This is a genomic window from Antarctobacter sp. (assembly GCF_034670325.1).
Lineage (GTDB): Bacteria > Pseudomonadota > Alphaproteobacteria > Rhodobacterales > Rhodobacteraceae > Antarctobacter.
Map to the genome: position 1 here is coordinate 122293 of NZ_JAXMNR010000012.1, position 13994 is coordinate 136286.

Here is a 13994-nt window from a genome sequence, read left to right on the forward strand (position 1 = left end):
CAATTTTGCAAGCGTATGCAAATTTGATTCCCAGGAGGGAACGATGGCGGAAATCCAGCTTCGAAACGTGGGGAAACGATGGGGCGATTTTGTCGGGGTCAAGAACTTTGACCTTACGATTTCCGACCGGGAATTCCTTGTTCTGCTGGGGCCGTCGGGCTGTGGCAAGACGACGACGATGCGGATGATCGCGGGCCTTGAGGACGTCACCGACGGCGAAATCCTGATCGACGGCAAAGTCGTCAACGACCTCGAGCCCAAGGATAGGGACGTCGCCATGGTGTTCCAGAGTTACGCGCTGTACCCCAACATGAACGTCTACGAGAACATACGCTTTCCGCTGAAAGTGCGGGGGATTGATCCGTCGACCCACGATGACAAGGTGCGCCGCGCCTCGGCCATGGTGGAGCTGGACGAATTCCTGCACCGCAAACCTGCCGAACTGTCCGGTGGTCAGCGGCAGCGGGTGGCGCTGGCCCGCGCTATCGTGCGCGAACCCAACGTCTTTCTCATGGATGAGCCGCTGTCGAACCTCGACGCCAAGCTGCGCGTCTCGACCCGGGCGCAGATCAAGAACCTCAGCCACGAACTGGCCGTGACCACGATCTACGTCACCCATGACCAGATCGAGGCGATGACCCTCGCGGATCGTGTCGTCGTGATGAAAAAGGGCATAGTCCAACAGGTCGGCAGCCCGACCGAGATCTATGACAAGCCAGCCAACACCTTTGTCGCCGGTTTCATCGGGTCGCCCGCCATGAACCTGATCGACGGCAGGATAGAGGGCGGCACCTTTGTCGCCCAGCACACGCGAATAGAGGACGTGGGCCTGCCGGACGGGCCGGTAACGCTGGGCTTTCGGGCCGAAGATGCGGGGATCGTGCAGGCGGGCCAGATCACTGCGCCGATCTATACTCTGGAACTGTTGGGTGACGCCACGATGGTGTCCGTCCGCATCGGCGGCGCACTGGTCAGCGTAAAGGCCGACAAGACGTTCCGCGCCGAGATTGCGGATACGATCTCGATCTCGGTACCCAAAGACATCTGTCACTTCTTCGAAGCTGGAAGCGGTGAGCGGATCGGGGACTGACCCCGACAGATCGCCCGAAAGGGCAGACAATCGGTCCGATCGTCGACGGCGGACCGGATCCACAGGGAGATACAATAATGAAACTCAAGACCATCATGCTTGCCGGGGCCATGTCCGTTGCCGCGACCGTGGCCGGGGCCGAATGCGCCTTTGAAAACACCGTTCCGATCAAATCGCTGTCCGCCGGGTTCGAGGCGTGGAAAGCCGTGACCGACGCCATGGCGGAATGCGGCGAATTCTCTGCCTCATTGGATCAGGAGTTTCGCGAAAAGCAGCCCGAAGCCTTTGCTGCCGATCCCGCCCTTTACCAGATTGGCGGCGTCGCCAATGCCACCATGATCCCGCTCTTGAACGCGGGCACGATCCGTCCTCTGGATGATCTGATCGCCAAATACGGACAGAACCTCACGCCGAACCAGCTTATCAAGGTCGATGGCACCACCTACGCCGTCGCCATGATGGTCAACGCACAACACCTGATGTACCGCGAAGACATCCTGACCGACCTCGGCATTGCCGTGCCCACCACCTACGCAGAAGTGCTGGAGGCCGCAGCCAAGATCAAGGAAGCGGGTGTTGTCGATTACCCGCTGGGCGGCACCTTCAAGACAGGTTGGAACCTTGGTGAGGAATTCATCAATATGTATCTGGGCGAAGGCGGCCAGTTTGTCGGCGCGGGCAACATGCCCACGCTCAACAACGAGGCCGGTGTGCGCGCACTCGAAACGCTGAAGGCGATGACAGAATACATGGACCCGGAATATCTGGTGTCCGACTCCACCTACGTTCAGCAACAGTTCCAGCAGGGCAAGATCGCGATGGCGAACCTCTGGGCCAGCCGTGCCGCCGCGATGGACGACGAGGCCGAAAGCATGGTCGTCGGCAAGGTCGTCATGGCCGCCGCGCCGATGGGCTCGGCCCGTCCGGCGTCCTCGCTGTGGTGGGACGGCATCGTTCTGGCCACCAACATGACCGATGAACAGGCCGACGCTGCCTTCCGTCTGGCGATGGAGGGTATCGACGCGGAAATGGTAAAGGCGAACAACGATGCCGCCGTCTGGCTGATCCCGGGTTATGAGCCGGGCAAGCTGGCCATCGGGGCCGCCGCCACGGCAGCGGCGGGTGCCGCACCTTACCCGGCCTCCGGTCCGATGGGCATAATGCACACCGAACTGGGCAATGGCCTCTCGGCCTACCTGACCGGGGCCAAGGATGCGCAGACCACGCTGGCCGACATCGAAGCGGCCTATATCACCGCCGCCAAAGAGGCAGGTCTGGTCGAGTAATCCGCCATCGCGGAGGAGAGGGGACATCCCTCTCCTTCGCCACCCCCCGATGCCACGCGTTTGGCCCCTCTGAAAGGTAGAGCCATGAACTTCAGGACATTTGCCGCCTTCGTCGGGCCATCCGTCTTTATGATGCTGCTGTTCATTGCGTTTCCGCTGATCAGCGTCTTTTCCCAAAGCTTTTACGTCACCCAGCCGATCTATGAGACCGTCACGACAGAGACCTGCACACCCGGTTTCCTGACCCAGACCTGTATCACCGAGGAAAAGTCGATCCCCAAGCTGGGGGAGGACGGCAAGATCATCCGGCAAACCAAATTTGTCGGCCTGCAAAGCTATCGCAACGTGCTGGAGCTGGAGCGCGCATGGGAGGCGCTGAGCCGGGGTAGCTGGCGGGCATTCCAATCCATCGACTTCTGGAAGGCGCTGCGCTTTACCCTGACCTTCACCCTGATCACCCTGCCCATTGTGATTGTCGCAGGGCTGGCCATCGCCGTCATGATCAATGGGGCCACCAAGGCGGTGCGCGGGCCGGTGATCTTTATCTCTTTGCTGCCCTTCATCATCACGCCGGTGATTGGCGCACTGTCGATCAACTGGCTGTTCCGGGGGGACGGTATCCTGACCGCCGGTCTGGAATACTGGTTGTCGCGCGACATCGCCATGTTCGCTCAGGCCTGGACCATCGAACTGCTGATGATGTTCTACCGCGTCTGGCACGTCGCGCCCTTTGCGGCCATCGTGTTTTACGCAGGGCTTCAGACCGTGAACAGCGACAGCCTTGAAAGTGCTGTGATCGACGGGGCCTCGCGCTGGCAGCGCCTGCGCTACATCGTGATCCCGCACCTGATGCCGCTGATCGTCTTTGTGTCGATGATCCACCTGATGGACAGCTACCGCGTGTTCGAAGAGGTCGTCGGCTTTTCCAGCCAAGGCCACGTGATCTCGTTGCAATGGCTGACCTATGACTTTCTTGTGCCCGATCAGGCCGGCAACCGCTCGATCAGCCGGGCCTCGGCCAGCGCCATGCTCACCATGATCGGGATCGCGATCCTGCTTGTCCCGCTCCTGCGCCGCACATGGCGCGACCACAGAGGAGGTCACTGAGATGTCCACCCGCGCCATGCGTCAGCCGCTGGGCCTGAAACTCACCTCCTCCGGGTTTCTCGCCCTGTGGTGCCTGATCGCCGCTTTCCCGATCTTCTGGATCGCGGTCATGAGCTTCAAGGCGCCTGTCGATGCCTTTGATGCCAACCCGCTGAACGTGATCTTCGGACCGGAAACGCGGGCGCGGGGGCACGGGTTGTCGGTCTTCGATATCCTGTTGGGGATTGCGGTGCTCTGGGGCACCTACCGGCTGGCCGCCAAGGTCCTGCCGGGCATGGTCCGCAGCTACAGCCCCGAGGGGCGGCAGTGGATCGGCTGGGGTGTCGGCGTCCTTGTCTTGGTGATCGGCTTTCTGGCGGTGTTCTTCGGCATCCTGCCTGCGGTGACAGGCGCGCTGAACCCTGTGCTGGGGCCACTGGGCCGCGATGTGATCGGGCTGACGACAGAGCATTACCAGACCGTCTGGGTGGACCGTGGCTTTTCCAACAACTTCCGCAATTCGCTGGTCGTGACGGTTGGTGTGGTAACGGTTTCGCTGACCGTGGGTACGCTGGCGGGCTATGGGCTGGCCCGGTCGGGATCTGCGCTGGCGTTCTGGATTCTGATTGTCGCGCTGATCTTTCGCGCGCTGCCGCACTCTGTGCTGGTGGCAGGTTATCTACCGGTCTTCATCAACTCGGCCGAGTGGCTGTCGCCGATCCTTGGGGACAATGCGCCGACTCTATACGGCAAACCTTGGGCTGTGATCGCGGTTCTAGTGGCCATCAACCAGCCCTTTACCATCTGGATGCTGCGCTCTTTCTTTCAGAACATCCCGTCGGAACTGGACGAGGCCGCGCGCGTCGATGGCTGCAACCACTTTCAGGCCTTTCGCCGGGTCATCATGCCAGTGATGTGGCCGGGGGTGATCACCACCGGGCTATTCAGCTTTTTGCTGGCTTACAACGACTTCCTTGTGACCTCGCTGCTGCTGGACGCGCAGAACCAGACCATGGTTCCGGCCATTGCGGGCATGTTCAACCGTGAGACGACAACAACCGATCAAGTGGTCGCCGTGGCCGCGGCGGTGTCGATCACCGCGCCGCTGTTCCTGCTGGTCATGATCTTCCAGCGCCAGATCGTCAGCGGCCTGACCGCCGGGGCGGTGAAAGGATGAGCGCGCACGCACGCCACAGCGCGGTTGGGCGCCATCCCGCCCTCAACCGGATGCCCCGGGATTTCCTGTTCCCGTCGATGTTTCGACCTGACCGAAACAACGACCGGACACAGAGTAAGGAAATACCATGGTAGGCACACGGCCCGAACAGGCGGTCCTGACCCGCGACACCGACATGACAAAGACCGAGGACACCCGCCGCGTGATCGAGGGGATGGTGGACGGCCTGAACGACCACCGCATCGACGACATCGGCGAATTCTTTGCGCAGGGGTTCCGCTGGATGGGCAACCAAGGCTGCGGCACCAAGACCGGCCTGACGGAATTTCAGGACAACTGGCAACGCCCGTTTCAGGCGGCGTTCTCGGACAAAGTCTGTATCGATGAGGCGCGGCTTTATATGGGCGAATGGGCCGCCGCCTTTGGCCGACAAGAAGCGACGCATTCCGGCACCTTCCTTGGCATTCCGGCCACCGGCAAGCGGGTTCAGATCCGCTATATGGATTTCTGGAAGGTCGAAGACGGCAAGATCACCGACAACTGGGTAAACGTGGACTTCGCCCATGTGGCCGCGCAACTGGGTGTCGACCTGTTCAACGGCGAAGGCTGGGAAACCTATGACCGGGGAGAGCGTGACGCGCCCCGGCCCGATATGACGTGAACCGCTGTCCCGGACTGGATCCGGGACCTCACAGACCTTGAGGTCCCGGATCAGGTCCGGGACGGGAGAGAGACAGATGGCAACCGAATACCTGAAACGTGGCAAGCCCGCGGCCGACCGCGCCGAAGATGACGCCAAGACCCGCGCCGTGGTCGAAGCCACGCTGAAAGACATCGAGGCACGCGGCGATACCGCCGTGCGAGCCTTGTCGGAAAAGTTCGACAACTATGCGCCCGCCTCCTACCGGCTGACCCAGCAGGAGATCGACGCATTGATCGCGCAACTATCGGACCGGGAACTGGCCGACATCAGGTTCGCGCAGCAGCAGGTCGAGAATTTTGCCCGCGCGCAACGGGCGTCCATGACGGATATCGAGGTCGAAACCCTGCCCGGCGTGATTCTTGGCCACAAGAACATCCCGGTGCAGTCGGTGGGCTGCTACGTGCCGGGCGGAAAGTTCCCCATGGTCGCCTCGGCGCATATGTCTGTTGCCACCGCCAAGGTGGCCGGTGTGCCGCGCATCGTCGCCTGCACGCCGCCCTTTGGCGGCAAACCCAACCCCGGCGTGATCGCCGCCATGCATCTGGGTGGCGCGCATGAGATCTATGTTCTGGGCGGTATTCAGGCGGTGGGTGCCATGGCCATCGGGACAGAGACAATTGACCCGGTTCACATGCTGGTCGGCCCCGGCAATGCCTTTGTTGCCGAGGCCAAGCGTCAGCTTTTCGGCCGCGTCGGCATCGACCTGTTCGCCGGTCCGACCGAAACCATGGTGATTGCGGATGATACCGCCGCCGACGCGGAACTTTGCGCCACCGACCTCTTGGGGCAGGCCGAACATGGCTACAACTCGCCCGCCGTGCTGCTGACCAACTCGCGCAAGCTGGCCGAGGACACACTGGCCGAGATCGAGCGCCTCCTTGCGATCCTGCCCACCGCAGGGACCGCGAGGGTCAGTTGGGAAGACTATGGTGAGGTCATTGTCTGTGACACATACGATGAGATGCTGGCGGTGGCTGATGATATCGCATCCGAGCATGTGCAGGTCATGACCGACCGCGACGACTGGTTCCTTGAGAACATGACCTGCTACGGCGCGCTGTTCCTTGGGCCGCGCACCAATGTGGCCAACGGCGACAAGGTGATCGGCACCAACCACACGCTGCCGACCAAGAAGGCAGGGCGCTATACCGGTGGCCTGTGGGTGGGCAAGTTCCTCAAGACCCACAGCTATCAAAAAATCCTGACTGATGAGGCGGCGGCGATGGTCGGTGCATACGGCTCTCGCCTGTGCATGTTGGAGGGCTTTGTCGGTCATGCCGAGCAATGCAACATCCGCGTGCGCCGCTATGGCGGGGTCAACGTACCCTATGGAGAGGGCGCACCTTATCGTGAGGCCGCCGAATAAGTCAGCGGGAGCGCTGTGAGGGGCCAGCCCCTCACACTCCCCGGATGTATTTGGACCAAGAAGAAGACCAAGGCGCAAAAAATGGACAGACATACCGCCAACAAGGCACTGATCGCACCGCTGCGGGCCGCGATGTATGATTTCGATGAGGCGGGCGTGCGCCGCGCCCTGTCGGTGGCCTGCGCGCCCGATGCGGTTTTTCATCTGTGCCACCCGTTTGGGGACAGCACCGGGCCCGATGCCTTTTACGACACCGCCTATGCCGGGTTGCTGGACGCTTTGCCGGATCTGGAGCGGCGCGATTATATCGTCATGGCCGGGCAGGATGAGCACGGGGCGGATTGGGTTGGCTGCGGCGGCTATTATTCCGGTGTCTTTACCGGCCCGTGGCTGGATATCCCGCCCACCGGGCATCTGGTCACCATGCGGTTCCACGAGTTCTTTCGCATCGAAAACGGCAAGGTGGTGGCGTTTCAGGCGCTTTGGGACATCCCCGAGGTCATGATGCAGGCCGGGGCCTGGCCGATGGCGCCCAGTCTGGGTCTTGAGTTTCTGGTGCCGGGACCGGCGACGCAGGACGGGCTGGTGACGGGGCCGCATGACGAGGAAAAGGCGTTCCAAACCCGGCAGCACATCGTCGACATGCTGGAAAATCTCAAGAAGCATCCCAGCCAAGGCGGACCTGAGGTGATGGAGATGGAGAGGTTCTGGCATCCGCGTATGAACTGGTATGGGCCAGCGGGGATCGGCACTGGGCGCGGCTATGCGGGCTTTCGCAACTGGCATCAGATCCCCTTTTTGAACGGGATGCCGGATCGCGGTCAGTACCTGGATGAGATCACCTATCATTTCTTCGGCGATGGCGACTATGCCGCCGTCACCGGCTGGCCGAACATGATCCAGACCGTCACCCATGATGGCTGGATGGGCATTGCGCCTTCAGGCCAGCGGATCAGCATGCGCAGTCTCGATTTCTGGCGGCTGGAGAATGGCAGGATCCGCGAGAACTGGGTTCTGGTCGATCTGCTGGATGCCTATCGCCAGCTTGGGGTCGATGTCTTCGCGCGCCTGCGTGAATTCAACAAGGCGCGCAACATGGGCCGGATCGACATACTGGATGGGATGAGCGCATGACGTTGCCAAAGACACCTTCGTTCCGGCTCGACGGGCGCACAGCGCTGGTCACTGGTGCGTCTTCCGGGATCGGGCAGGGATGCGCGGTGGCCTTGGCCGAGGCGGGGGCGCATGTGGTTTGCACCGCGCGCGGCGCGGACCGGCTGCGTCAGACCGTTCAGGCCCTGACGGATGCCGGGTTCTCGGCAGAGGCGCTGGTGCTTGATCAAACTGATCTTCCGGCCCTGCAATCGACATTAGAGGCGCGCAGCTTTGACATTGTGGTGAACTCTGCCGGTCTCGCCCGTCACAGCGCGGCGGTAGAGACATCGCTTGAGGATTATGACGTTGTCATGGGCATCAACCTGCGGTCGGCCTATTTCCTGTCGGCATGGGCGGCCAAAGCGATGATGGCGGCAGGCAAACCCGGCTCTATCATCCATATCAGCAGCCAAATGGGCCATGTCGGCGGCATCGACCGCGCGGTCTATTGCGCCAGTAAACACGGGCTGGAGGGCATGGTGAAAGCCATGGCGATCGAATGGGGCCGCGCAGGGATACGCGTCAACACCGTTTGCCCGACTTTTATCCGCACGCCGCTGACGGCGCAAACCTTTGTTAACCCGGAGCGACGCGCCTGGATCGAGGACAAGATCAAGCTGGGCCGGGTGGGAGAGGTCGAGGACATCATGGGGGCGGTGCTCTATCTGGCATCGGATGCGGCATCGCTGGTGACCGGCACCTCGATGTTGGTCGATGGCGGCTGGACGGCGGACTGATGGCGGACAAGGTCACATCCCTTCAAGTGGCGCAACGCGCGGGCGTCAGCCAGTCGGCGGTCAGCCGGGTGTTCACGCCCGGGGCTTCGGTCAGCAAGAAGACCGCCGAAAAGGTGCGCAAAGCGGCGGATGACCTTGGCTATCGCCCCAACGTGCTGGCCCGCGCCATGGTCTCTGGCAAGAGCCGCATCATCGGTCTGGTGGTCGCCTATCTGGAAAACTACTTCTACCCGGAGGCGCTGGAAAAGCTGTCCAATGCGCTGCAGAGCCAAGGCTATCACGTTCTGGTCTTTATGGCCTCGCAGACCGCGGGCAATGTCGACAACGTTGTCCGGGAAATCCTTGACTATCAGGTCGACGGGATTGTCATGGCCTCTGTCGCCATGTCCTCGGACGTGGCGGAGCGGTGCGAACAGGCCGGCGTGCCGGTGGTGCTGTTCAACCGCTACGAGGACCGCGAGGGCGTCACCTCTGTCACCTCGGACAATTTCGCGGGCGGGCGCAAGGTGGCCGAGTTCCTCTTGGCGGGCGGCCATCAGCGCATTGGTTTTATCGCCGGGTGGGAAGGGGCATCGACCCAGCGCGACCGCGAGGCGGGGTTTGTCGCCGGGCTGACGGCGGCGGGCAGGTCCCTGCACGCGCGCGCGGTCGGCAACTTCAAGGTGGATCAGGCGCGCGACGCCGCCCGCACCCTGTTCGCAGATCCGACGACGCGGCCTGACGCGGTCTTTGTTGCCAACGACCACATGGCCTTTGCCGTGATGGATGTGATCCGGTTCGAAAAGGACCTGCGCGTCCCGCAGGATGTCTCTGTCGTCGGCTATGACGATGTGCCTCCGGCATCCTGGCTGGCCTACAACCTGACCACCGTGCGCCAGCGCGCCAACCTGATGGTCGACGAGACCGTGACCGCGCTGCTGACACTGATAGAGAATTTCGACACCACCCGCGCGAGGAAGATCACCATCGACGGGCCGCTGATTGTGCGCGGCTCGGCAAGGGTGCCTGCGGGCTGGGTCCAGCAAGGATGAGGATATGAAAGGTTTCGACCCTAAATTCGCGGATTTCCCCGATTACATCATCGGCATCACCAAGGAGATCTGGGAAGATCGCGGCATCGCTACGCTGCACCACTATTACGCGCCCGACATTGTCGTGCGCTCCCCCGGTTCCGTAGTCACCGGCAATCAGGGGGTCATTGCCGCCACCATGGCGACGCTGTCGGAATTCCCCGACCGCGAACTGCTGGGCGAGGACGTGATCTGGTCCGGTACGCCGGAAGAGGGGATGCTGTCCTCGCACCGTATCCTGTCGACCGCCACTCATCTGGGCGACGGCGTCTATGGCAAGGCGACCGGGACGCGGCTGCAATACCGCATCCTTGCCGACTGTCACGCCATCGACAACCAGATCAACGATGAATGGCTGATCCGCGATCAGGGCGCCATTGTCCGCCAGATGGGCTGGACCCCCAAGGACTACGCCGCTGATCTGATTGCCCGCGAAGGTGGGCCAGAGAACTGCGTCAAGCCGATGACGCCTGAGAACGACCTTGCTGGTCCGTACAAAGGGGCGGGCAACGACAATGAATGGGGCGCGAAATACGCCGGTATCCTGACCCGGATCATGGGCGCGGACTTGGGCGTCATTGAACAGGACTATGACCGCGCGGTGCAGTCCGAATACCCCGGCGGCGTCACCGGACATGGATGGGGGCCGGTGGATCGGTTCTGGATGGGACTGCGGGCGTCGTTTCCGAACGCCCAATTCACCATCCACCACCAGATCGGCCGCGATGACCCGATGATGACACCCCGCGCCGCCATCCGGTGGAGCCTGTGGGGCAAACATGACGGCTGGGGCGTCTTCGGTGCGCCGACCGGGGCAGAGGTTTTCGTTCTGGGGATCTCGCATGGCGAGTTTGGCGCGGTGGTGGGCGGCGCGCCCAAGCTGCGGCGCGAATTCACGCTGTTCGATGAAACCTCTGTCTGGAAGCAGATCCTGTTGCAAACGGGCGTGGCCTGATGGCTGCCCGCCTGCACCTGTCGCGGGCACTGCGGCGCGCGCATGTGCATCGCGCCAGCCTGCGGGCGCGGCGGCTGAACCTGCGGCCGCCAGGGGAGGGGGATAGGCCGCCTGACCCCCCATTTGCATCCAAGGACACCAGACATGACCGATCTTACCAGCCGCATCGTCCGCTATGGCGAACTCAAACCCTGCAAAACCGCCTTCATTGACGCGCATACGCCGGGCAGCGACCAAAAGGAAAATTTCACCATCATCGGCGGAGGCGTGTCGGAGTCGCCGGACCAGCATGTTCACATCGCACTTGAACACGGCTTTAACATCGGGGCCGCCGGTCAGCCGCCCCGCTGCCGCAACTCGCTGCACGATCACCGCACCGCCGAGGCGTTCTTTGTCCTCTCCGGGCGCTGGCGCTTTTTCTGGGGGCGTTGGGGCACAGCCGGAGAGGTGGTGCTGGAGGAGGGCGACATCTTCAACATTCCCACCGGCATCTTTCGCGGGTTTGAGAATATCGGAACCGATTACGGGATGATCATGGCAATCCTTGGCGGCGACGACGCCGGGGGCGGCGTGATGTGGGCACCACAGGTGATCGAGGACGCCGCCGCCCACGGGTTGGTGCTGGGTGAGGATGGCAAGCTTTACGACAGCAGGAAACAGCAGCGCCTGCCGGATGGCGTAAAGCCGATGCCGCTGTTGTCCGAAGCGGAGCTGGCAACGCGGCCCGAACCCACCACCGCAGAGGTGCTGCCCAACCATGTGGCGCGCTACTGGGATATGGTGGCGCTGGCTGACAGGACGCCGGTCAAGGTGATCGGTGAAACCGGCCTGTTGCAGGACAAGCCGGGGTTCGAGGTGGATTTCATCACCCGCGCTTCCGCGCGTGAGGCAAAACACGCGCATGACCGGCCATCGGTCCTGATGCCGGTCAAGGGGTATTGGCGGGTGGACTGGGACGGCGGGTCCACGGTGCTGGCGGCGGGCGACACGATGTCGGTGCCCGAGGGGCTCCGGCATTCCGCCGTGCCATCGATGACCGGAGAGGCCGCGCTCTACCGCATCATCGGCACGGACGATCCCGCCGGCCTGACCTGGAAAGGTTAAAACCGGCCAAGGCGCAAGGCATGCGCATAGGCTGTGCATGCTTTGTGCATCGAAAACACCTCACCCGGAGAGCCCGAAATGTCCAATATCCTAACGACCCACGTAGGCTCCTTGCCGCGCTCGCAGGAGGTGGTCGATTTCATCTTTGCCCGCGAAAACGATGCGCCTTACGACGCCACCGCCTTTGACGTCGCAATGACACGCGCGGTGTCCGACACCGTCGGCAAACAGGTGGCGGCGGGCGTCGACATCGTCAGCGATGGCGAGACCTCCAAGATTTCCTACGCCACCTACGTCAAGGACCGCTACACCGGCTTCGGCGGAGACAGCCCGCGCAACGCGCCTGCCGATCTCAAAATGTTTCCCGGTTTTCTCAAGCGGTTGGCCGATGACGGAGGCACCCCGCAATATGCCCGCCCCATGTGCGTGGGCGAGGTCCGTTCCAAGGGGCAGGGAGAGTTGCAGAAGGATATCGCAAACCTCAAGGCGGCCATGGCTGAACATGGGGTCGAACGGGGTTTCATGAATGCCGCCTCACCGGGGGTGATTTCTCTGTTTCTGCAGAATGATTTCTACCCGACCCGCGAGGCTTATCTCGCCGCGCTGGCCGACGCGATGAAAGAGGAATACGAAACCATTGTTGCCTCGGGGCTGGATCTGCAACTGGATTGCCCCGACCTCGCCCTGTCGCGGCACATGTTGTTCAGTGACCTGACGGACGCGGAATTCATCAAGGTAGCGGCTTTGCATGTCGAGGCGCTGAACCACGCCTTGTCGGGCGTCCCGCAGGATAAAGTGCGCGTGCACATTTGCTGGGGCAACTACGAGGGGCCGCATTGCTGCGACATCCCGATGGACAAGGTCTTTTCCACCCTGATGTCGACGAAATCCCGTTACGTGCTGTTCGAGACCTCGAACCCGCGCCACGCCCATGAATGGACAGTCTTTCGAGACCGCAATGCTGAAATACCTCAGGACAAAGTATTGGTCCCCGGTGTCGTCGACACCACCACCAACTTTGTCGAACACCCGGAACTCGTGGCGCAGCGTATCGCACGGTTCACAGATATAGTGGGGGCAAACCGGGTGATCGCGGGCAGCGATTGCGGTTTTGGCACCTTTGCCGGGTTCGGCGCGGTCGATCCCGATATCGCCTATGCCAAACTGCGCGCCATGGCGGACGGGGCGGCCCTGGTCGGATGACACCGCTTGTCCTGTTGCCGGGCATGATGTGCGATGCGCGCCTCTTTGGGCCGCAGATTGCCGCGCTGTCCGGCACGGCGACGATCCACCTCGCGCCGATAACGGCGACGGACAGCGTTCAAGCCCTTGCGCGCGACGTCCTGGCATATGCGCCGCCGCGCTTTGCGCTGGCGGGTCTGTCCATGGGCGGCATCGTTGCGATGGAGGTGTTGCGACAGGCCCCCGACCGGGTAGCCAAGATCGCGTTGATGGACACCAATCCGCTTGCCGAACGCGCCGAGGTCAAAGCGCGCCGCTTGCCGCAGATCAAGGCGGTGGCCGAGGGGCGGCTGCGTTCGGTCATGCGGGACGAGATGAAACCCAATTATCTGGCTGGTGGACCTAACCGAGAGCCGGTCCTTGATCTGTGTATGGAGATGGCGCTTTCCCTTGGACCAGACGTCTTTGCCCGCCAGTCCCGTGCCTTGATGGATCGTCCTGACCAATGTGACACCCTGCGGGGCGCGCGGCTTCCGGCTTTGGTGCTTTGTGGACGGGACGATGCGCTTTGTCCTGTGGAACGGCACGAACTCATGGCAAGCCTGATCCCAGACGCCCATCTGCATATCGTTGAAGGGGCTGGCCACCTGCCCACTCTGGAACAGCCCGAGGCCACGTCCAGGGCGCTGCGTCTCTGGTTGCACGGCTAACCGAAGCGGTTCTTTCGCGGCAGAACACCGAATGGGGGCGCTGTGAGAAGCAATCTCTCCCACCGGTCGTTGGACAGAATCGCAAGGGCAGGGGGCTGAAGCCCGGTTCGAGTGTCCGTTTCCGCCCTTAACAGTGTGATTCACGGGTTGAGGTTGAGTGATTCACGTCTGATTTGGATTTTCAGTTGTGAGTAAGGTTGTGGATAAGTTTGGATGCGGGGGTTGAGTCGGGTGATTTGGGGTGTGTTTGGGGTTTGGTTGTGTGTTTTGGTGAAAAAATGCGCGCTGTAAGGTGTTGATATAATGAGGGTTTCGACCTTTTCTGGAAAAAAGTTGGTGTGAAAGGAAAAAACTGCTTGCGGGTCTGGGGCAC

General features: G+C 62.0%; 14 protein-coding genes. 13 read left to right on the forward strand and 1 reads right to left on the reverse strand.

Annotation, left to right across the window (positions count from 1 at the left end):
* Positions 1-43: 43 nt before the first annotated feature.
* The 13 genes from VOI21_RS22740 to VOI21_RS22800 all read left to right on the forward strand — a co-directional run bounded on the left by VOI21_RS22740 (position 44) and on the right by VOI21_RS22800 (position 13621).
* Positions 44-1090 carry an ABC transporter ATP-binding protein gene (locus VOI21_RS22740; protein ID WP_323772256.1) on the forward strand — a complete coding sequence of 349 codons (1047 nt, stop codon included), beginning with the start codon at positions 44-46 and terminating at the stop codon, positions 1088-1090.
* Between the two features lie 77 nt (positions 1091-1167).
* Positions 1168-2376, forward strand: coding sequence for an ABC transporter substrate-binding protein (locus VOI21_RS22745; RefSeq protein WP_323772257.1), 1209 nt, complete (start codon positions 1168-1170; stop codon positions 2374-2376).
* Between the two features lie 84 nt (positions 2377-2460).
* Positions 2461-3483 carry a sugar ABC transporter permease gene (locus VOI21_RS22750; protein WP_323772258.1) on the forward strand — a complete coding sequence of 341 codons (1023 nt, stop codon included), beginning with the start codon at positions 2461-2463 and terminating at the stop codon, positions 3481-3483.
* Position 3484: 1 nt separating this feature from the next.
* On the forward strand, positions 3485-4639 hold the full coding sequence (locus VOI21_RS22755; RefSeq protein WP_323772259.1) for a carbohydrate ABC transporter permease: 1155 nt from the start codon (positions 3485-3487) through the stop codon (positions 4637-4639).
* 127 nt (positions 4640-4766) lie between these two features.
* A complete protein-coding gene (locus VOI21_RS22760; protein ID WP_323772260.1) occupies positions 4767-5300 on the forward strand; it encodes an ester cyclase in 534 nt (177 codons plus the stop codon).
* Positions 5301-5376: 76 nt separating this feature from the next.
* Positions 5377-6708 (forward strand): histidinol dehydrogenase, encoded by a 1332-nt coding sequence (hisD, locus tag VOI21_RS22765; RefSeq protein WP_323772261.1) that lies wholly within the window; start codon positions 5377-5379, stop codon positions 6706-6708.
* An 81-nt stretch (positions 6709-6789) separates the two neighbouring features.
* The gene (locus tag VOI21_RS22770; protein WP_323772262.1) at positions 6790-7842 is read left to right on the forward strand and encodes an ester cyclase; all 1053 of its coding nucleotides are present in this window, start codon (positions 6790-6792) and stop codon (positions 7840-7842) included.
* Positions 7839-8600 (forward strand): SDR family NAD(P)-dependent oxidoreductase, encoded by a 762-nt coding sequence (locus VOI21_RS22775; protein ID WP_323772263.1) that lies wholly within the window; start codon positions 7839-7841, stop codon positions 8598-8600. Before VOI21_RS22770 ends, VOI21_RS22775 begins: the two co-directional genes overlap by 4 nt.
* Positions 8600-9631: a LacI family DNA-binding transcriptional regulator gene (locus tag VOI21_RS22780; RefSeq protein ID WP_416359000.1), complete on the forward strand. Its 1032-nt coding sequence runs from the start codon at positions 8600-8602 to the stop codon at positions 9629-9631. Before VOI21_RS22775 ends, VOI21_RS22780 begins: the two co-directional genes overlap by 1 nt.
* A gap of 4 nt (positions 9632-9635) precedes the next feature.
* Positions 9636-10625 carry an ester cyclase gene (locus VOI21_RS22785; protein WP_323772264.1) on the forward strand — a complete coding sequence of 330 codons (990 nt, stop codon included), beginning with the start codon at positions 9636-9638 and terminating at the stop codon, positions 10623-10625.
* A gap of 144 nt (positions 10626-10769) precedes the next feature.
* A complete protein-coding gene (locus tag VOI21_RS22790) occupies positions 10770-11729 on the forward strand; it encodes a cupin domain-containing protein (RefSeq protein ID WP_323772266.1) in 960 nt (319 codons plus the stop codon).
* A gap of 78 nt (positions 11730-11807) precedes the next feature.
* On the forward strand, positions 11808-12932 hold the full coding sequence (locus VOI21_RS22795; RefSeq protein WP_323772267.1) for a cobalamin-independent methionine synthase II family protein: 1125 nt from the start codon (positions 11808-11810) through the stop codon (positions 12930-12932).
* Complete coding sequence (locus VOI21_RS22800; protein ID WP_323772268.1) at positions 12929-13621, forward strand: alpha/beta fold hydrolase; 693 nt, start codon at positions 12929-12931, stop codon at positions 13619-13621. The genes VOI21_RS22795 and VOI21_RS22800 overlap by 4 nt, the downstream gene beginning before the upstream one ends.
* Before the next feature lie 140 nt (positions 13622-13761).
* Here VOI21_RS22800 and VOI21_RS22805 read toward each other — a convergent pair.
* On the reverse strand, positions 13762-13994 hold a 233-nt coding region (locus VOI21_RS22805; protein ID WP_323772269.1), incomplete at its 5' end, for a hypothetical protein.

Coding starts and splice junctions, on each gene's coding strand:
- VOI21_RS22740 (WP_323772256.1), top strand. CDS start 44: ATGGCGGAAATCCAGCTTCGAAACGTGGGGAAACGATGGGGCGATTTT.
- VOI21_RS22745 (WP_323772257.1), top strand. CDS start 1,168: ATGAAACTCAAGACCATCATGCTTGCCGGGGCCATGTCCGTTGCCGCG.
- VOI21_RS22750 (WP_323772258.1), top strand. CDS start 2,461: ATGAACTTCAGGACATTTGCCGCCTTCGTCGGGCCATCCGTCTTTATG.
- VOI21_RS22755 (WP_323772259.1), top strand. CDS start 3,485: ATGTCCACCCGCGCCATGCGTCAGCCGCTGGGCCTGAAACTCACCTCC.
- VOI21_RS22760 (WP_323772260.1), top strand. CDS start 4,767: ATGGTAGGCACACGGCCCGAACAGGCGGTCCTGACCCGCGACACCGAC.
- hisD (WP_323772261.1), top strand. CDS start 5,377: ATGGCAACCGAATACCTGAAACGTGGCAAGCCCGCGGCCGACCGCGCC.
- VOI21_RS22770 (WP_323772262.1), top strand. CDS start 6,790: ATGGACAGACATACCGCCAACAAGGCACTGATCGCACCGCTGCGGGCC.
- VOI21_RS22775 (WP_323772263.1), top strand. CDS start 7,839: ATGACGTTGCCAAAGACACCTTCGTTCCGGCTCGACGGGCGCACAGCG.
- VOI21_RS22780 (WP_416359000.1), top strand. CDS start 8,600: ATGGCGGACAAGGTCACATCCCTTCAAGTGGCGCAACGCGCGGGCGTC.
- VOI21_RS22785 (WP_323772264.1), top strand. CDS start 9,636: ATGAAAGGTTTCGACCCTAAATTCGCGGATTTCCCCGATTACATCATC.
- VOI21_RS22790 (WP_323772266.1), top strand. CDS start 10,770: ATGACCGATCTTACCAGCCGCATCGTCCGCTATGGCGAACTCAAACCC.
- VOI21_RS22795 (WP_323772267.1), top strand. CDS start 11,808: ATGTCCAATATCCTAACGACCCACGTAGGCTCCTTGCCGCGCTCGCAG.
- VOI21_RS22800 (WP_323772268.1), top strand. CDS start 12,929: ATGACACCGCTTGTCCTGTTGCCGGGCATGATGTGCGATGCGCGCCTC.